12 protein-coding genes and 1 tRNA gene are annotated in these 17965 nt (G+C 72.5%); 8 read left to right on the forward strand and 5 right to left on the reverse strand.

Translation table 11 applies throughout. The features are described 5' to 3' along the window. Positions 1-145: 145 nt before the first annotated feature. The 8 genes from helR to EF879_RS20635 all read left to right on the forward strand — a co-directional run bounded on the left by helR (position 146) and on the right by EF879_RS20635 (position 10515). Positions 146-2299, forward strand: coding sequence for an RNA polymerase recycling motor ATPase HelR (gene helR, locus EF879_RS20600; protein WP_123561066.1), 2154 nt, complete (start codon positions 146-148; stop codon positions 2297-2299). 188 nt (positions 2300-2487) lie between these two features. Next, positions 2488-2564: transfer RNA gene (locus EF879_RS20605), tRNA-OTHER, on the forward strand. A gap of 23 nt (positions 2565-2587) precedes the next feature. Next, positions 2588-4006 carry an SDR family NAD(P)-dependent oxidoreductase gene (locus EF879_RS20610; RefSeq protein ID WP_123561306.1) on the forward strand — a complete coding sequence of 473 codons (1419 nt, stop codon included), beginning with the start codon at positions 2588-2590 and terminating at the stop codon, positions 4004-4006. After that, on the forward strand, positions 4003-5139 hold the full coding sequence (locus EF879_RS20615) for a gala protein (protein ID WP_123561067.1): 1137 nt from the start codon (positions 4003-4005) through the stop codon (positions 5137-5139). Before EF879_RS20610 ends, EF879_RS20615 begins: the two co-directional genes overlap by 4 nt. After that, a complete protein-coding gene (locus EF879_RS20620) occupies positions 5136-6821 on the forward strand; it encodes an ankyrin repeat domain-containing protein (RefSeq protein WP_123561069.1) in 1686 nt (561 codons plus the stop codon). The genes EF879_RS20615 and EF879_RS20620 overlap by 4 nt, the downstream gene beginning before the upstream one ends. 8 nt (positions 6822-6829) lie before the next feature. After that, positions 6830-7999: a MoxR family ATPase gene (locus tag EF879_RS20625; RefSeq protein WP_123561308.1), complete on the forward strand. Its 1170-nt coding sequence runs from the start codon at positions 6830-6832 to the stop codon at positions 7997-7999. Beyond that, a complete protein-coding gene (locus EF879_RS20630) occupies positions 7996-9213 on the forward strand; it encodes a VWA-like domain-containing protein (RefSeq protein WP_123561071.1) in 1218 nt (405 codons plus the stop codon). The genes EF879_RS20625 and EF879_RS20630 overlap by 4 nt, the downstream gene beginning before the upstream one ends. A gap of 312 nt (positions 9214-9525) precedes the next feature. Further along, positions 9526-10515 carry a LacI family DNA-binding transcriptional regulator gene (locus tag EF879_RS20635; RefSeq protein WP_199736537.1) on the forward strand — a complete coding sequence of 330 codons (990 nt, stop codon included), beginning with the start codon at positions 9526-9528 and terminating at the stop codon, positions 10513-10515. A gap of 118 nt (positions 10516-10633) precedes the next feature. Here EF879_RS20635 and EF879_RS20640 read toward each other — a convergent pair whose 3' ends face one another. The 5 genes from EF879_RS20640 to chvE all read right to left on the reverse strand — a co-directional run bounded on the left by EF879_RS20640 (position 10634) and on the right by chvE (position 17952). After that, on the reverse strand, positions 10634-11695 hold the full coding sequence (locus EF879_RS20640) for a LacI family DNA-binding transcriptional regulator (protein WP_123561076.1): 1062 nt from the start codon (positions 11693-11695) through the stop codon (positions 10634-10636). 553 nt (positions 11696-12248) lie between these two features. Beyond that, on the reverse strand, positions 12249-13430 hold the full coding sequence (locus EF879_RS20645; RefSeq protein ID WP_123561078.1) for a family 43 glycosylhydrolase: 1182 nt from the start codon (positions 13428-13430) through the stop codon (positions 12249-12251). 528 nt (positions 13431-13958) lie between these two features. Then, positions 13959-15212 (reverse strand): multiple monosaccharide ABC transporter permease, encoded by a 1254-nt coding sequence (gene mmsB / locus EF879_RS20650; RefSeq protein ID WP_123561080.1) that lies wholly within the window; start codon positions 15210-15212, stop codon positions 13959-13961. Between the two features lie 6 nt (positions 15213-15218). Further along, positions 15219-16748, reverse strand: a complete 1530-nt coding sequence (gene mmsA, locus EF879_RS20655; protein ID WP_123561082.1) for a multiple monosaccharide ABC transporter ATP-binding protein — start codon at positions 16746-16748, stop codon at positions 15219-15221. 76 nt (positions 16749-16824) lie between these two features. Beyond that, on the reverse strand, positions 16825-17952 hold the full coding sequence (chvE, locus tag EF879_RS20660) for a multiple monosaccharide ABC transporter substrate-binding protein (RefSeq protein ID WP_123561084.1): 1128 nt from the start codon (positions 17950-17952) through the stop codon (positions 16825-16827). Positions 17953-17965 lie beyond the last annotated feature (13 nt).

Consider the following 17965-nt stretch of genomic DNA (forward strand, 5'->3'; position numbering starts at 1 on the left):
TCGCGAAAAGCGTTTGTCATCGGCGACGTGTCGCATGCGCCCGAGCCGACGAATCGACGACGGAATTCGCGGCGCGGTGTCGGGACCTGTCGGGAACTCGGTGCGGAGTCGCGCGTACGCGCCGCCGCAGAATGGAGCTGATGACGTGAACCGGTTGGCGCACGACGTGTTCGACCTCCCGGACCGGCTGGCCCACAAGGCCGACCCGGCGCTGATCGCCGGCGACGTGCGGCACTTCGCGGCCGTCGCGGAGAGCCTCGCGCAGTCGATCGCCGAGCTGTCCGAGCGCCTCGACGCCGTACGCCGGGCGCCCGGCGGCACGGGCCGGCGGGCACTGGACCGGGACCAGGAGGTCCGCCGGCTCACGGCCCGCCTGCGCGCCCTGCGCCGCTACCGCCTGGACCTGTGCCTCGGGCACATGGTCAGCGCGGACGACCCCGAACCCCGGTACATCGGCCGATTCGGCCTCACGGACAGCGCGGGCCGCCGGCTGCTGATCGACTGGCGTTCCCCCGCGGCCGAACCGTTCTTCGGGGCGACCCACGCCAACCCGATGGGCCTGGTGAGTCGCCGCCGGTACCGCTGGACCCGCGGCCGGATCACCGACTACTGGGACGAGGTCTTCACCCCGGACGGGTTCGAGGGGCACGCCGCCGCGCTCGACGACCAGTCCGCCTTCATCGCCAGCCTCGGCGCGAGCCGGTCACCCCGGATGCGGGACGTGCTCAGCACCATCCAGGCCGACCAGGACGCCATCATCCGGGCGGGATCCCGGGGTGCGCTCGTCGTCGACGGTGGTCCGGGAACCGGGAAGACCGTCGTCGCGCTGCACCGCACCGCGTACCTCTGCTACTCCGACCCTCGGCTGCGCAACCGCCACGGCGGCGTGCTGGTCGTCGGCCCGCATCAGCCCTACCTGGCCTACGTCGCCGACGTTCTGCCCAGTCTGGGTGAGGAGGACGTGCAGATCTGCACCCTGCGGGACCTCGTCGCCGAGGGCGCCACAGCGGCGGTCGAGACCGACCCGGAGGTGGCGCGCCTGAAGGCGTCCGCGGACCTGGTGCGGGCGGTCGAGGCGGCCGTGCGGTTCTACGAGGAACCGCCGACCACGGGGATGAGCGTCGCGACCGACACGTCCGAGATCTGGCTCGGCGCCGACGACTGGGCCGAGGCGTTCGACGCGGTGGAACCCGGTACGCCGCACAACGAGGCACGCGACCAGATCTGGGCGGCGCTGCTCACGATCCTGCTGGACCGGTACGACGGCGACGAACCGGCGGACCTGGTCCGCGCGTCGCTGCTGCGCAACCGGGAACTGCGCACCGCCCTGCACCGCGCGTGGCCGCTGCTCGACTCGGCCGACCTCGTCGGCGACCTGTGGTCGGTCCCCGCCTACCTGCGCCGGTGCGCGCCCTGGCTCAGCCCGGACGAGGTCCGGACGTTGCAGCGGGCGGACCCGCGGGCCTGGACGGTCTCCGACCTGCCGCTGCTGGACGCGGCACGGCAGCGGCTCGGCGACCCGGAGGCGGCCCGGCGTCAGCGCCGACACGACGCCGTGCTCGCCGCCGAACGCGACCGCATGGCCAGGGTCGTCGACGACCTCCTCGCGTCCACCGTCTACGACGACGGCGAGGGCGTGCTGGTCATGCTGCACGGTCAGGACATGCGGGAGGCCCTGGTCGACGAGAGCGCGCTGCCCCACGCCGACCCGGACCGGCTCGCCGGCCCGTTCGCGCACATCGTCGTGGACGAGGCCCAGGAGCTGACCGACGCGGAGTGGCAGATGCTGCTGCGTCGGTGCCCGTCCCGGAGCTTCACCATCGTCGGTGACCGTGCCCAGGCCCGCCACGGGTTCACCGAGTCGTGGCGGGAACGGCTGGAGCGGGTCGGGTTCGACCGGATCGAGCTGGCCTCCCTGACCATCAACTACCGTACGCCCGAGGAGGTCATGGCGGAGGCCGAGCCGGTGATCCGGGCCGTGCTCCCGGACGCCAACGTGCCGACCTCCATCCGCCGCGGTGGTTGTCCCGTCGTCCACGGATCCATATCGGAGCTGGCCTCGATCCTCGACACCTGGCTGGCCACGCATCCCGAGGGGACCGCCTGCGTCATCGGCGATCCCACGTTCCGCGAGACGGACCGGGTCCGGTCGCTGACCCCGGAGCTGGCGAAGGGACTCGAGTTCGACCTGGTCGTCCTCGTCGACCCCGAGGCGTTCGGCACCGGTATCGAGGGAGCGGTCGACCGCTACGTCGCGATGACCCGGGCGACCCAGCAGCTCGTCGTCCTGCACCGCTGACGATGTCGGGTCCGGACGCCGTGACCGGAGCCCGTCGATCGTGGAGCGTGCGGGACCGGACCGCCGGGCTCGCCGAGGCCCAGGGGGCGGCGCGTCCGCCGACCCGACGGTCCGCCGGGCTCGCACGCGTCGCGGTGGGCGGCCCTGGGATGGTCGTGTCGGTGGCCTTGGGTATGCTCCCGCACGGCGAGGCCGTAGCGCAGAGGTCGTCGCGCCTTGACAGCAAGCTTGGAGGACGCCGGTTCGAATCCGGCCGGCCTCGCCACTCAGCACACGGGGGAGGGGGTCGTGTCCGTCGACCGCGCCGAGGTGGCGGCCTGTGTGGCCGTCCTCGCCCGCCTCGACGACGCGGACCTCGACGAGTCGACCCGTGCCGAGCTCGAGCGCGCCGTGGTGACGGCGTACCGGGGGGTGAAGAAACGGGCCCGGTCCCGTCGCGCGACGCGGAGCCGGGAGGCCGACCGCGCCCTCCTCGCCACCGCGACCCGCTTCCACACCGAGATCCCCGATCCCGCGCCGCCCGATCCTGATGCGACTCCCGCCGCGCGCGCGGTGACGCCGGCCGAGGCCGTGGCGGAGCCGGTCGCCGCCGATGCGGCGCCCGCCGGCCCGGCCGGCCCCGGCACGCTCCGGCGGGCGCGCCGCTGCTACGTCTGCAAGACGCCGTACCGCCAGGTCGACGTCGACTACCACCTGATGTGCCCGCCGTGCGCGGAGGAGAACCGCCGTCGGCGGTACGCCCGCTGCGACCTGACCGGCCGGACGGCCGTGGTCACCGGAGGGCGGGTGAAGATCGGTTTCCACACCGCCCTGAAGCTGCTCCGGGACGGCGCCGAGGTCATCGTCACGACCCGGTTCCCACGGGACGCGGCCCGCCGGTACGCCGCGGTGCCCGACTTCGACGACTGGGCCGACCGGCTCTACGTGCACGGGCTCGACCTGCTCGACCTGCCCGGCCTGCTCGACTTCATCGGCCTGGTCCAGCGGCGCTTCGCCGGGCTGGACATCCTGATCAACAACGCCGCGCAGACGCTGTACCGGCCGGCGGCGTACTACCGCGAGATCCGGCAGGCCGAGACGACGGCGCTGAGCGGGCCGGCGGCCCGGGTGGCGATCGGCGGGTCCACCCCGGCGCCGACCGACGGCCCCGCCCTGCCGGCCAGGCTGGACGCCCTCTTCCCGCCCGGCCTGCGCGACGAGACCGGCGAGCAGCTCGACCTGCGCGACGTCAACTCCTGGGTGCTCCGGGACGCTGACGTCAGCCCGCACGAGTGGCTCCAGGTGCACGTGGTCAACGCGTTCGCGCCGTTCCTGCTCACCTCCCGGCTGCGTCCGCTGATGGAGACGAGCGTCCACCCACGACGGTACGTCGTCCAGGTCTCCGCCATGGAGGGCAGTTACTCGCGGTCGACCAAGACCGTCCGCCACCCCCACACCAACATGGCGAAGGCGGCGCTCAACATGCTGGTCCGCACGGTGGCGGCGGACTACCTGACCAGCGGGATCCATATGAACAGCGTGGACACCGGCTGGGTGACCGACGAGCGCCCGCATCCGAGCAAACGCGCCCAGCGCGACCTCGGCTTCCGCCCACCACTCGACGTGATCGACGGCGCGGCCCGGGTCTACGACCCGATCGTGCGGGGCGAGGCCGGCGCGCCGGTGAGCGGCCTGTTCCTCAAGGACTACCGGAGTGTGCCCTGGTGAGCGAACCGACCCCGGTGCGCTGCCCGATCATCGCCAACCCCGAGACCGGGCTCGCCGCGCCGACCGACTTCGACCCGCTGCTGGCCCGCCTCGCGGTACCGGACGCGGTCTCGGACTCCGAGGTCTTCCCGCGCGGTACGCTCCGGGCCGACGGCCGGCTCGACCTCTGTAAGCAGGGCCTCGGACCGGTGCAGACCGGGCGGATCGCCGCCGCGGCGGTCGACTCCCCACTGGTCCGGCACCTGCTGCTCGGCACCAACGCGCTCGGTACGGAGGGCGCCCGAGCGGTGGCGGCCGCGCTCCGGCCCGGCCACCGGGTGCAGACGCTCTACCTCGGCTGCAACCGGATCGACGCGGCCGGAGTGGAGGCCCTGGCCGCCCGGATCGAACGCGACGACACGGTCCGGGCGCTCTGGCTCAAGCGCAACCCGATCGGCGACGCGGGGGTGGTCCGGCTCGCCGCGGCGCTCGAGGTCAACACCACGATCCGGACCCTCGACCTGGTCAACGTGGGGATGAGCGAGCGCGGACTGGCCGTTCTCACCGAGGCGCTGATCCGGCGGAAGCCGGCGCTGCAACGGCTGTTCCTCGGCGGCAACGGCTTCGGCCCCGAGACGGCCTCGACCCTGGGCGCCCTGGTCCGTGAGGCGGGGGTCCGCGAACTGTTCCTCGCCGCCAACCACCTCGGCGACGACGGAGCCGCCGAGCTGGCCCGGCTCGCCGACGGATTCGAGCTGACCCTGGGGCTGGGCGGCAACGGCATCACGGCGGCCGGGGTCGCGGCGCTGGCCCGACACCTGGGGGCGTGGCACGGCCTGGACCTGGCCCGGCCGCCCTCCGAACGGGCGCTCGGGGCCCGCGGCAACGTGGTGGGGGACGAGGGCGCCGCCGCGCTCGCCGCGGCGCTGCCGGCGGCCCGGCTCCGCCGGCTGGACCTGCGGCGTACCGGGATCGGCGGGCGGGGCGCCCGACTACTCGTCGAGGCGATCGACGGCCACCCCACCCTGGAGTACCTCGGCATCAACGGCGGGGTCCCCCGCCGGATGCGCCGCCGGGCCAGCACCCTGCTCGCCGAGCGGCCCGTCACCCCTCCCCACCCGGACATCCAGGCGATTGTGAGCGTCTACCGGTGACCACGACACCGCCCGTCATCCCCGAACTCCGTGTCTGGCAGCGGGTCCGCCGGTACGCCGTACCACCGGCGATGATCGAGGCGTGCACCGCGGCCCGCGAGGCCGGGGACTGGCGGGCCGCCTGCGCGGCCGGCCGGATCGACGTCACCGTCGACCTCGCCGAGGTGCGGCGCGAACACGGCCGGCGGCATGCCGAGCTGATCGAGGCGGATCTCGCCGCGCTCGCGCCGGACCTGCTGCGCTGGCACCTGCCCCGGGTCCTCGGCGGCCGGACCAGCGTCGCCACCCACCGGCAGTTCCTGCTGTCGGTACGGGAGGGACGCCTCGACCCGGGGGACCCGGTCCTGGTGCTGTCCACCCCGAAGACGGTCGACGGCTCCCAACGGCTTCGCCTCGCCGTCCGACCCGCCGTGGAGGAGGAGGCCCGGCGGTGGGACCTGCCGCCGGTCTACTGGAGCGTGCGCCACGTCGACGGTCTCGCAGCCGCCCACGGCGGCTCCCCGGCGCGGCTGCCCGGCTTCGCGCCGGACGGGACGGTCCGCTTCTTCGAGGCGTACGCGACGACCGTCGACCCGGCCGACCCGGCGAGCCGGTCCGAGGTCTTCGACCGGTGCATCGCCGCCGGCGACCTCGTCGCCGCCTGGGCGGCCACCGGCGTGGAGCTGGATCCCACCCCGCCGGTCAGCTCCCGGGACGACGACGCGATCGAGCAGGTCCGGGCGGGCGTGGTGACGCCGGTCGGGCTGACCGCCGAGCTGACCCGCCTCCACCGGCGCTACGGAGTGGACCGGGTGGCCGTCGGCGGCCGGTGGTGGCCGACCCTGGAGGTACGCCGCCGGAGCGACGGCACCGTCACCGCCTCGTTCGTCAAGAAGCCCGCGGGCTCGCACCGCCACTTCCTCGCCGAGCCGGTGCACACCCGCCCCGTCGACCTCGAACTGCTCCGGCACGGCCTCATCGACCCGGCCGCGCTTCATCCCCTCGTGCGGCGGGCACTCCTCCCACACCTGACGGTCGACACGGCGGTCCGGCCCGACCGTATCGACCTGCGGCGCAGCGTGCCGGTGCGGTGCCGTGGCGAGTGGCACACGGTGGTGCACGCCGACGGCCGGCTGGACCTGGCCTCCCACACCGTGGAGGAGGTGGGCCGGGAGGCGGCGCTGCGGGCCCTGGGCGGCCCGATCAGCGGCTGTTTCGCGGTGCTCGACGCGTGGCGTTCCACGGGTGGCTGGCTGCCGCGGCAGCTGCGGGAACTCCGTCGCGAGGTGCTGCAACGGCTCCAGCACGGCGGGTCGGCGGCGTTTTCCGCACTACTGGACGCCGGCCTCGACCCGCTGATGCGCGACGGTCGCGGCCGTACCCTGCTGCACCACCTGCGCTGCGTCCGGGACGTCACCCTGGTCCGGCGGCTGGTCGATGCCGGAGTGCCGCTCAACGCCGCCGACCGACGCGGGCGGACGGCACTGCACGTCACCGTCGGCGACGGTGGCACCCCGGAGATGGTCCGCGCGCTGCTCGAGGCCGGCGCCGATCCAGATCTGGTTGACGCCGAGGACATGAGCGCCGCCGAGCTGGCCGAGCGGAAGACGTACCTCTACGACGATGACGAAGACGAGGTCCCCGAGGAGTTCCGGGACGTACTGCGCGTCCGTGACGTCATCGAGGATTGGCAGACGAGGTGACCGTGACCATGCCCGGCCTCGCCGCGGCCGACGCGCTCGTCGCCGCCACCCGAGCCTGGCGGACCGAGCCCGTTCACGACCCCAAGGTGGAGGCGCTTGCTCTGGCCGTCTCGGCGAACCTGCCGGTGCTGCTCTGGGGTGAGCCGGGGATCGGCAAGTCCGCGACGCTGCAGCAGCTCGCGGAGGGGATGGGCACGCCGCTGGAGACGGTGATCGCCAGCGTGCACGAGCCCAGCGACTTCGCCGGGCTGCCGGTCGTCGGCGACTCGCCCGCCACCGACGGGGTGCCGATGGCCCCGCCGGACTGGGCGGTACGCCTCGCCCGGGCCGGCACCGGGCTGGTCTTCTTCGACGAGCTCTCCTCCGCGCCGCCCGCGGTGCAGGCCGCGCTGCTCCGGGTGGTGCTCGAACGCCGGGTCGGGAGCCTGCAACTGCCGCCCGCGGTGCGGATCGTCGCCGCCGCGAACCCGCCCACCAGCGCCGCCGACGGCTGGCACCTCAGCCCGCCGCTGGCGAACCGCTTCGTCCACCTGCACTGGACCCACGACGCGCGGACCGTCGCCCGGGGTCTCGCCGGCACCTGGCCGGCGGTGTCGGTGCCGACCGTCGAACCGGGCCGTACGTCGACCGCGCTGGCGAAGGCGCGGGGCGCGGTCGCCGGCTTCCTCACCGCCCGCCCCGGCCTCGCCCACCACCTGCCGGCGGACACCGAGGCCCGGGGCGGAGCATGGCCCTCCCCGCGCACCTGGGAGATGGTGCTGCGGCTGCTGACCTTCCACTACAGCGCCGGCACCAGCGCGGAGGCGCTGGCACTCGCGGTGGTGGGCGCGGTCGGGGACGGCGCCGGCCTCGAGTTCGTCAGCTACCTGGAGCACCTCGACCTGCCCGACCCCGAGCGGGTGCTCGCCAACCCGGAGGCGTTCGCGCTGCCCGAGCGGGGAGACCGGCAGCTCGCCTTCCTCACCGCGGTGGTCTCCGCCGTGCAGACCCGCGTCGACCGACGGCGCTGGGAGGCGGGCTGGACGGTGCTGGAGAAGGCGGTCGAGGCCGGGGTGCCGGACGTCGCGGCCCGGGCGGCGATGGACCTCGCCGCGCTGCGGGACCCGGCCTGGCCGGTGCCGGCGACGATCGACGCCTTCGTCGAGGTGCTGCGGCTCTCCGGACGCCTGCCGGGATGACCGGGGCGCTCGACCGGACGAAGCTGCTCGCGGCCCGGTTCCGGGCGGCCCAGGAGCGGCCGTACCTGGCCACCGCGTTGTTCAGCGTTACCGTCGTCGAGTCCCGGCTGGTGCCGACGATGGGTGTGGACCGGCGGTGGCGCTGCTACGTCTCGCCGGGGTTCGTCGACCGGACACCGGTGGCGCAGCTCGCCGCGGTCTGGGTCCACGAGGTCGCTCACCTGCTCCGCGACCACCACGGCCGGGCCGACCGGCTCGACACCGGGGACCGGTTGGACCACTACCGGGTCAACGTGGCGCAGGACTGCGAGATCAACGACGACCTGGTCGCGGACCGGCTCCCGCTGCCGGAGGGCCGACTGGAGCCGGCGACGTTCGGGCTTCCGACCGGGCTGCTCTTCGAGCAGTACCTGGCGCGGTTGCCGGCGAACGTCCGCAGCCGCGTCCGGCCCGGCCTCGAGGGTGTCCCCGAGGGCGGCGGCGCGCTCGACTGCGGCTCCGGCGCGCACGGTCTGGCCCGACCCTGGGAGATCGGGGCGGTCGGCGGCGGGGTCAGCGACGTCGAGGCGGGCGCGATCCGCCGCGACACCGCCCGGGCGATCCGCGACCATGCCCGTAGCCGGGGGACGGTTCCGGGCGGCTGGCAGCGGTGGGCCGACGAGGTCCTGGAGCCGACCGTCGACTGGCGGCGGGCGCTGACCGGCGCGGTCCGGGAGGCTGCGGCCTGGGCGAGCGGGGCGGTGGACTACACGTACCACCGGCCGTCCCGACGATCGGCGGCGCTGCGGGGCGTGGTGCTGCCGAGCCTGCGCCAGCCGGTGCCCCGGGTGGCGGTCGTCGTCGACACCTCGGGCTCGATGGGTGAGGAGCGGTTGACCGCGGCGCTCGCCGAGATCTCCGGGGTGCTTCGGGCGGTGGGGATCGGCGGGAACCGGGTCGTCGTGCTCTCCTGCGACGCGGACGTGCACGTGGTCCGCCAGGTCCACACCGTCGGCGAGGTACGGCTCGTCGGAGGCGGCGGCACCGACATGCGGGTCGGGATCACCGAGGCGCTGAAGAGCCGGCCGCACATCGTCGTGGTGCTGACCGACGGGTACACGCCCTGGCCGGAGCAACCGCTGGAGTCGACCCGGGTCGTCGTGGGACTGATCGGGGACGACGCCCCCGAGCCGCCGTCCTGGATCACCACGATCCACATCCCCGACGACCGGTAGCGCCGCATCCCCGACGACCGGTAGCGGCGGGCCATGCGGCCAACGAGAGCCCCACGACCGCGCCGAGCCGCACCACTCCCACCAGGCTCCCGGGGCCACCGTCCCCCCGGGGCGGGACCCGTGCGGACCGTCACCGTGACGGTTGCTGGTCCGGTGACTTTTCCGGCCGATAGCATGCAGGGGCGAGATCGTGTACCCCGGCCGGACCCGGTCCTTCGCGGGAGCGTCGCCGGCCGTTCCGTCATTCCGCGGTCGACCGGGTGTGGCAGACCGGAAGGACGGGGGAGTGAGATGGCCGTACGCAGCCCTGCCATGACCGACGTGGCGCGTCTTGCCGGCGTGTCGCACCAGACGGTGTCGCGGGTCTTGAACGGGCACCCGAACGTGCGCGAGCAGACGCGGTTGCGGGTGCAGGCTGCGATCGCCGAGTTGGGCTACCGGCCGAACCGCGCGGCTCGGGCGCTGGTGACGGGCCGTTCGCAGGTGATCGGCGTGGTCGCCCAGAACACGACGCTGTACGGTCCGGCGTCGTTGTTGACGGCGTTCGAGCAGGCGGCGGCGGAGGCGGGTTTCGCCGTCAGCGTCGGAAGCGTGCGCGACCTGGACTACCGGTCGATCTCCGCGGCCGTGGAGCAGCACCTGGCGCACCGGGTGGCGGGGATCGTGGTGATCGCCCCCGTGGAGTCGGCGGGTGAGGCGTTGGAGCGGTTGCCGCAGGGTGTGCCGTTGGTGACGGTGGACGGCGATCCCCGTCGGCCGGTGCCGCTGGTGACGGTGGATCAGGTGGCGGGAGCCCGGGAGGCGACGCGGCATCTGCTGGCGGCCGGGCACACGACGGTGTGGCACGTCTCGGGTCCGGCGGACTGGTTCGACAGCGCGGGACGGATCGAGGGGTGGCGGCAGGCGTTGGAGGAGGCGGGGGCGGAGGTGCCCCCGGTGGTGCCGGCGGACTGGTCGGCGGCGGCCGGTTACCGGTGCGGGCAGATGCTGGCGCGGATGCCGGAGGTGACCGCGGTCTTCACCGCCAACGACCACCTGGCGTTGGGCGTGTTGCGGGCGTTGCACGAGTACGGGCGCCGGGTGCCGGAGGAGGTGAGCGTGGTGGGGTTTGACGACGTGCCGGAAGCGGCGTACTTCATCCCGCCGTTGACCACGGTGCGGCCGGATTTCGCGGCGGTGGCGGAGGCGAGTCTGGCGTTGCTGTTGGCGCAGTTGGACTCGGACGGCGCGGTCGGCGTGCAGCGGCAGACCATCGCGCCGACCCTGGTACCGCGCCGCAGCGTCGCCCCACCACCGGCCTGATCCGCCGGACCCGCGGGATCGGCCCGGCCGGCGGGCCGGCGAGGGCCACCAGGGCGGCCCCGGCGTTCGGGCCGGCGGGTCCGGCCACCTCGGCGGGTACGTCCGTCCCCGACTCGGGCTACCCCCGCCCGCCAGGGCCGCCGGGCCGGGCACCGCCTGATGGGCGGCCCCGCCGTCGCCGGGCGCGCCCCGGCATCGCCGTACTGGCCCGGACCACCAGCTCCGGTGCGAGCACCACATGGTCCGGCGACCGTCCGCGACCCTGCCGATCGATCTGGTCGAGCAGGACCCTGAGGCTGCGCCGGCCGAGTTCGGCGAAGTCCTGGCGGACCGTGGTCAGCGGGGGCAGGAAGTACTCGGCGTCCGGGGTGTCGTCGAAGCCGACGACGCTGACCTGTTCCGGCACCCGACGACCGGCCTCGTGCAGGGCGCGCAGCACGCCGAGCGCGATCTGGTCGTTGCCGCAGAAGATCGCGGTGACCGACGGGTCCCGGGCGAGCACCATGCCCTGCTCGTAGCCGGAGCGCGCGGTCCAGGCGCCGGGCGCGACGGGCGGCACGACGGCGCCCGCGTCGTAGAGGGTCCGGCGCCAGCCCTCGATCCGCTCGTACGCCTCCGGCCAGTCGATCGGCCCGGCCACGTGGTGTACGGTCGGGTGCCCCAGGTCGAGCAGGTGCTGGGTGGCCAGCCGGGCACCCGCTCCGTTGTCGATCCGCACCGTCGGTACCGCGTCGTCGTCGGTGGCGCCCCCGCCGACCCCGACACTGGCCAGCCCGGCCGGCACCTGGAGGAGCGCGGTGGTGACGGTCGGCTTGGGTGCGATCGCGATGATGCCCTCGACGGACTGCTGGGTGAGCCGGTCCACGGCGTCGAGCACCGACCGGCGGTCGAGGTTGGGTACGGTGGCGACGCTGACGAAGTAGCCGGCCTGCCGCGCGGCCGCCTCGATGCCGTAGAGCATCGAGGCGGGGCCGAAGAGCGTGGTCTCGAAGCCGATGATCCCGAGGGTGCGGGACCGGCGGGTGACCAGGGTGCGGGCCGCCAGGTTGCGGCGGTAGTTCAGGGCCCGCATCGCCTCCAGGACCCGCGCCCGGGTCTCCGGACGGACGTTCGGGTGCTCGTTGAGCACCCGCGACACGGTCTGGTGGGAGACGCCGGCCAGCCGGGCGACGTCACGCATGACCGAACCGCGCGGGCGGGCGCTCGGCGCCTCGGCCGGGTCGGCGTCCCCATCGGTCGAGGAATTCACTGGCTCGCCCCCTGATCTTGATGTTACCGCTCACACCATACCGCGTGTCAGGTTCCGGTCGTACGCGTACCCGTCGATCGAACGTGGCGAAGTGCTCAGGTCAGGCGGGGAGTGGCGAGGGAACGGCGCGACGAGATCCGCGGCCGTGGATGGAGAACGATAACAATCGGGCTTCCGGGGGCACCATATCTCGGGGATGTCGGTCCCGGGGGACGAGGCATGGTCGTTTGCGGTCCTCGACGCTGGTGGTCGCAGCGCGGCCGGGGACCGGCGTGGGGCGATCGGCCGGAACCCGGGTCCCCCAGGTCGGTCCCTGGCCACCGCCGGCGCCGGTGACAGGTTCACCGGGCCGGCGGTGGCCGGTCAGGGGCGTCGGCGGTGGCCGGTCAGGGGGGCGCGGCCGGCCGGCGGGCCCGGAGCGGTGCTGGCGGGGCGGTGTCACTCGCCCGAGGGCGCGGTCAGCGTGACACCGAGGCGCACCGGCTCAGTAGACGTACGGCCAGCCGGCGGCGTCGTAGCCGATCCGGTTGATGCCGAGCAGGGCGGCGCCGTCGTCGGCGTAGTAGTGATAGACGAGAACGTCGCCGTCGCTGTCGGCGACCACCGCCTGGTGGCCGGGTCCGTGCACACTGCCGTGCCCGGCCAGGACCTGGGTACCGCCGCCGGAGGTCATGGCGACGCCGTTACGGTCGACGAAGGGTCCGGTGGGGCTGGTCGAGCGGCCGACCATCACCCGGTAGGTGCTGGAGGCACCTCGGCAGCACAGGTCGAACGAGACGTACAGGTAGTAGTACGAGCCGCGCTTGACCATGAACGGCGCCTCGATCGCGCCGCCGTTGCGGCCGGCGATACTGTGCATCGTCCCGTTGAGCCGTCGTCCGGTGGCGGGGTCGAGCTGGATCAGCTTGATGCCGGACCAGAAGGAGCCGAAGCTGAGCCACCAGCGGCCCTGGTCGTCGATGATGAGGTTCGGGTCGATCGCGTTGAAGGTGTCCGAGCTGCGGGACTCGATGACCAGACCCTCGTTCCGCCAGCTTCCCGAGGCACCGGTGGTACTGGTGGCCAGGAAGATCGCCGAGTGGTTCGACCCGAAGGTCGAGGCGGAGTAGTAGAGGTAGTAGCGGCCGTTGTGGTAGGAGATGTCCGGCGCCCAGAGGTTGCGGCTGCCGTTGGTGTACGCGCTCGTCCAGGGTGCGCCGCCGGGAAAGACGGTGCCGGCGTTGCGGAACGTCACCCGGTCGGTCGAGGTCTTCAGTGCGATGTCGTCCCCGGTGTGCGCCAGGAGGTATCCGCCGGCCGGCGTCTTCACCACCGCGGGATCGTGGACCCCGATGTCCCCGGAAACGACTCCGGGATTCGGGTACGACCCGGGCGGTGTGCCGGTGTCGTGGTCGATGGGGATGAGTTGCCATTGTTGGTTGGCGCCGTTGAGGTCGGTGTATTGGATGAGTGTGGCGCCGTCGGCGGTGGAGTGGTCGAGGACGTCGATGGCTTTTCCGCTGTTGCGGTTGACCAGCACGTACCAGGCGCTGGTGTCCACGACGGCCGCCGAGACGCTCGGCGCGGCGACCGTCACGCCGGCGCCGACCAGCAGGGTGGCCAGGACGGCCGCCAGCCAGCCGCGTCGTCGGACGCGGGAGGTGTCGGATCGGCGGGTGGGGGTCATGATGCTCCTGTTCGCCGGAGGGACGGGGTCGCGGTGGGGTGTGGTGCTCCGGTGGAACGCCGGCCGGTGCCGACGCCGCGGGCCGGCGTCGGCGGCCGTGGCCGGACCGGTCCGACGGGCCGCGGACGGGCGGTCGAGCGAGCCGGCGGGGTGAGCAGGCGACGGGTGTCGAACCGGCAGGAGCGAACCCCCGACCGGTCGCCGGCCCGGCTGCTGACGTTCACGGGCAGGGCTGGCACGGTGTGGGCGGGAGGGACTGTCCCTGCCGCCGCGTCAACCCGAATCGGCGCCGGTCGCCGGGGGTGGGTGCGACGACGCCGGAGTCCTAAGTGTTAGCGCTAACAAAGGTATAAGTCAATACCTTCTCCGGTCCTCGCGCCTGGCGGTGCCCGTGGTCGCGGCCGTCCCCGCCGACGAGGCGAGGGGCGCGTGCCGTCGTCCTGCCGCGTCGTCGACCACATGCGACAGCGGGTCCATCCGCGTCCCGACGAGGGGAGGGCGGACGGACCCGCTGGCGTGGGTGTCGGGTCAGCGGGCGGCGCCCGCGCGACGCTTGGTCCAGACGTCGAAGGCGACGGCCGCCAGCAGCACCAGGCCCTTGACCAGCATGACCCGCTCCGACGGGGCGTTCAGCAGCGACATTCCGTTGTTGATCACGCCCATGATCAGGCCACCCGTGATGGCGCCGACGATGCGGCCGACGCCGCCCTGGACCGCGGCGCCGCCGATGAAGGCCGCCGCGATCGCGTCCAGCTCGAACTGGTTGCCGGCGACCGGGTTCGCCTGGTTGAGCCGGCCGGCGAAGATGACGCCGGCGAGGGCGGCGAGGACCCCCATGTTGACGAAGAGCCAGAAGACCACCGACTTGACCTTGATGCCGGAGAGGGTGGCGGCGTGCAGGTTGCCGCCCACGGCGTAGATGTGCCGGCCGAAGACCGAGCGGTTGGTCAGCAGCGAGTACCCGAGCACGAGCGCGGCCAGGAGCACCAGCACCCAGGGCAGGTTGCGGAACCGGGCGAGCTGGACGACGACGAAGAGCACCAGGGCCGACGGCACAATGATCTTGAGTAGGAAGACCGGCATCGGGTCGACGGTCTGCTGGTAGCGGATCCGTCCCACCCGGGCCCGCCACTGCGTGACGGCGATGCCGGCGACCGCGAGAAGGCCGACCAGCAGGCTGACCAGATCGGCGCCGCCGAGCGGCCCGAGACCGACGTTGCCGAGGTAGCCCTCGGTGAAGCCGTTGGAGAGGGTGCGCAGCGGGTCCGGGAACGGGCCGATGCCCTGGTTGCCCAGGGTGGTCAGGGTCAGCGCCCGGAACAGCAGCATGCCGGCGAGGGTGACGATGAACGCCGGGATGCCGAAGTACGCGATCCAGAAGCCCTGCCAGGCGCCGATCAGGCCGCCGGCGATCAGCGTGACCAGCAGCGCCAGTGGCCAGGGCATGTCGTGATTGACCGTGAGTACGGCGGTGATGGCGCCGCAGACCGCCACCACCGAGCCGACCGACAGGTCGATGTGCCCGGCGATGATGACCATGATCATGCCGATCGCCAGGATCAGGATGTAGGAGTTCTGCACGATGATGTTGCTGATGTTCTGCGGCTGCAACATGTCGCCGCCGGTCAGCACCGAGAAGAGCGCGACGATCAGGGCGAACGCGATGTAGATGCCGCTCTGCCGTAGGTTGACGCTGAACCGGCGCGGCGCGGTCGGCTTCTCGGGGGCGGCCGGGTTCTTGTCGACCGCGAGGTCGGTGTTGGTCGGTGCGACACTGGTCATCGCGGCCTACTCCTGTTCCTTGGTCATGTACGTCATGAGGCGTTCCTGGGTGGCCTCCGCGCGGGGCAGCTCGCCGGTGATCCGACCGGCCGAGAGGGTGTAGATCCGATCCGCCAGACCAAGCAGCTCGGGTAGCTCCGAGGAGATCAGCAGGATGGCCTTCCCCTCGTCCGCCAGTCGGTTGATGATCGTGTATATCTCGAACTTGGCGCCGACGTCGATGCCTCGGGTGGGCTCGTCGAGGATGAGGACGTCCGGATCGGTGAAGATCCACTTGGCGAGCACGACCTTCTGCTGGTTCCCGCCCGAGAGGGTGCCGGTGACGCTCAGCACGTCCGGGGCCTTGATGCCCAGGCTCTGCCGGAAGCCGTCGGCAACCTGGTACTCCCGGTTGTCGTCCACCCACCCGCGGCGGGCCAGCCTCTCCAGCGCCGCGGCGGAGACGTTCCGCTTGATGTCCTCGATCAGGTTCAGGCCGTACCGCTTGCGGTCCTCGGTGGCGTACGCGATGCCGTGCCGGATCGCGTCCCGGACGCTGCGGACCTCGATCGGGCGGCCGTCCTTGATGATCCGGCCCGAGATCCGGTGCCCGTAGGACCGGCCGAAGACACTCATCGCCAGCTCGGTGCGGCCGGCTCCCATCAGCCCGGCGAGCCCGACGATCTCGCCGCGGCGCAGGCTCAGCGTGACGTTCGACACCACCCGGCGGTCATGCTGGGTGGTGGAGTAGACCGTCCAGTCCTCGATCCGCAGCACCTCCGCGCCGATGCGCGGCTCACGCGGCGGGAACCGGTGGTCCAGGTCGCGACCGACCATGCCGGAGATGATCCGCTCCTCGGTCACCTGGTCGGTGGCCGTGTCGAGGGTCTCGACGGTACGGCCGTCGCGAAGGATGGTGATCGCGTCGGCGACCGAGATCACCTCGTGCAGCTTGTGCGAGATGATCACGCAGGTGATGCCGTCGTTCCGCAGGCCGCGCAGCAGCTCCAGCAGGTGTTCCGAGTCCTCGTCGTTGAGCGCCGCGGTCGGCTCGTCGAGGATCAGCAGCCGTACCTTCTTGGAGAGCGCCTTGGCGATCTCCACCAGTTGCTGCTTGCCGACCCCGAGCTCGGTGACCGGGGTCGTCGGGTTCTCGGCCAGGCCGACCCGTCGCAGCAGCAGCCCGGCCTCGTGGTTGGTGCGATTCCAGTCGATCAGCCCGCGTCGGGCCCGTTCGTTGCCGAGGAAGATGTTCTCCGCGATCGACAGCTGCGGGGCCAGCGCCAGTTCCTGGTGGATGATGACGATGCCGCGCTGCTCGCTGTCCCGGATCCCGGAGAAGTGGCACGGCTCGCCGTCAAAGACGATCTCACCCTCGTACGTCCCGTGCCGGTAGACCCCGGACAGCACCTTCATCAGGGTGGACTTGCCGGCGCCGTTCTCGCCACAGATCGCGTGGATCTGCCCCCGGCGTACCGACAGGTTGACGTCCTGCAACGCCGTGACCCCGGGGAACGACTTCGTGATGCCGCGCATCTGCAGGATGTGGTCGCTCATGGTCCTCACCGCTCTCCGCCGGTACCGACGACGACCCCGCCGGCGCGATCCACGACCACGCCGGCGGGGCCTCCGGTCACGTCAGGTCCGCCTCGGTGTAGTACCCGCTGTCGATCAGGACCTGCCGGTAGTTGTTCTTGTCCACGATCACCGGCTCGAGCAGGTACGACGGCACGACCTTGGTGCCGTTGTCGTAGTCCGTCGTGTTGTTCACCTCGGGCGTGCCGCCCTTGAGCAGCGCGTCGGCCATCTTCACGGTCACCTCGGCGAGCTTGCGGGTGTCCTTGTAGATGGTCGAGAACTGCTCGCCCGCGATGATCGACTTGACCGACGCCCGCTCCGCGTCCTGCCCGGTGACCACCGGGTACGGCTGCCCGGCCACCCCGTAGCCGGCGCTCTTCAGCGCGGACAGGATCCCGATGGAGAGCCCGTCGTACGGCGAGAGCACCCCGTCGACCTTGGTGCCGTCCCGGTACGTGGAGGTGAGCAGGTCCTCCATCCGCTTCTGCGCGGTGCCCGGGTCCCAGCGCGGGATCGCCACGGTCTTGAAGTCGGTCTGGCCGCTGGCGACCCTGAGCGTTCCCTTGTCGATGTACGGCTGCAGCACGCTCATCGCCCCGTTGAAGAAGAACGTGGCGTTGTTGTCGTCCGGCGAGCCGGCGAAGAGTTCGATGTTGAACGGCCCCTTCGCCTCGCCGGGTGACCCGTCCGGCTTGAGGACCTTGAGGCCGATCAGCAGCGAGGTCGCCTGCTGCACGCCGACCTTGAAGTTGTCGAAGGTGGCGTAGTAGTCGACGTTCGGGCTGTTGCGGATCAGGCGGTCGTAGGCGATCACCGGAATGTTCGCCGCCTTGGCCTGCTCCAGTTGGCTGGTCAGCGCCGTGCCGTCGATCGAGGCGATGATGAGCAGCTTGGCGCCCTTGGTGATCTGGTTCTCGAGCTGGTTGACCTGGGTCGGGATGTCGTTCTCGGCGTACTGGAGGTCGACCTTGTAGCCGAGCGCCTCGAGCTGCTTGCGGACGTTGTCGCCGTCGGCGACCCACCGCTCCGAGGACTTCGTGGGCATGGTGACGCCGATCAGCGCACCGGCGTTGTCTCCGGGCTGCGGCTTCTGGTCCACCGACTTGGTACTGGAGCCGCAGGCGGACAGGGCGGCGGCGAGCGTGACGGCGGTGGCCGCCGTCACGAGCCGGGCGAACTTCATCGTTCTCTCCTTC

Source organism: Micromonospora sp. HM5-17, from assembly GCF_003762835.1.
In the GTDB taxonomy this organism is placed as follows: Bacteria; Actinomycetota; Actinomycetes; order Mycobacteriales; family Micromonosporaceae; genus Plantactinospora.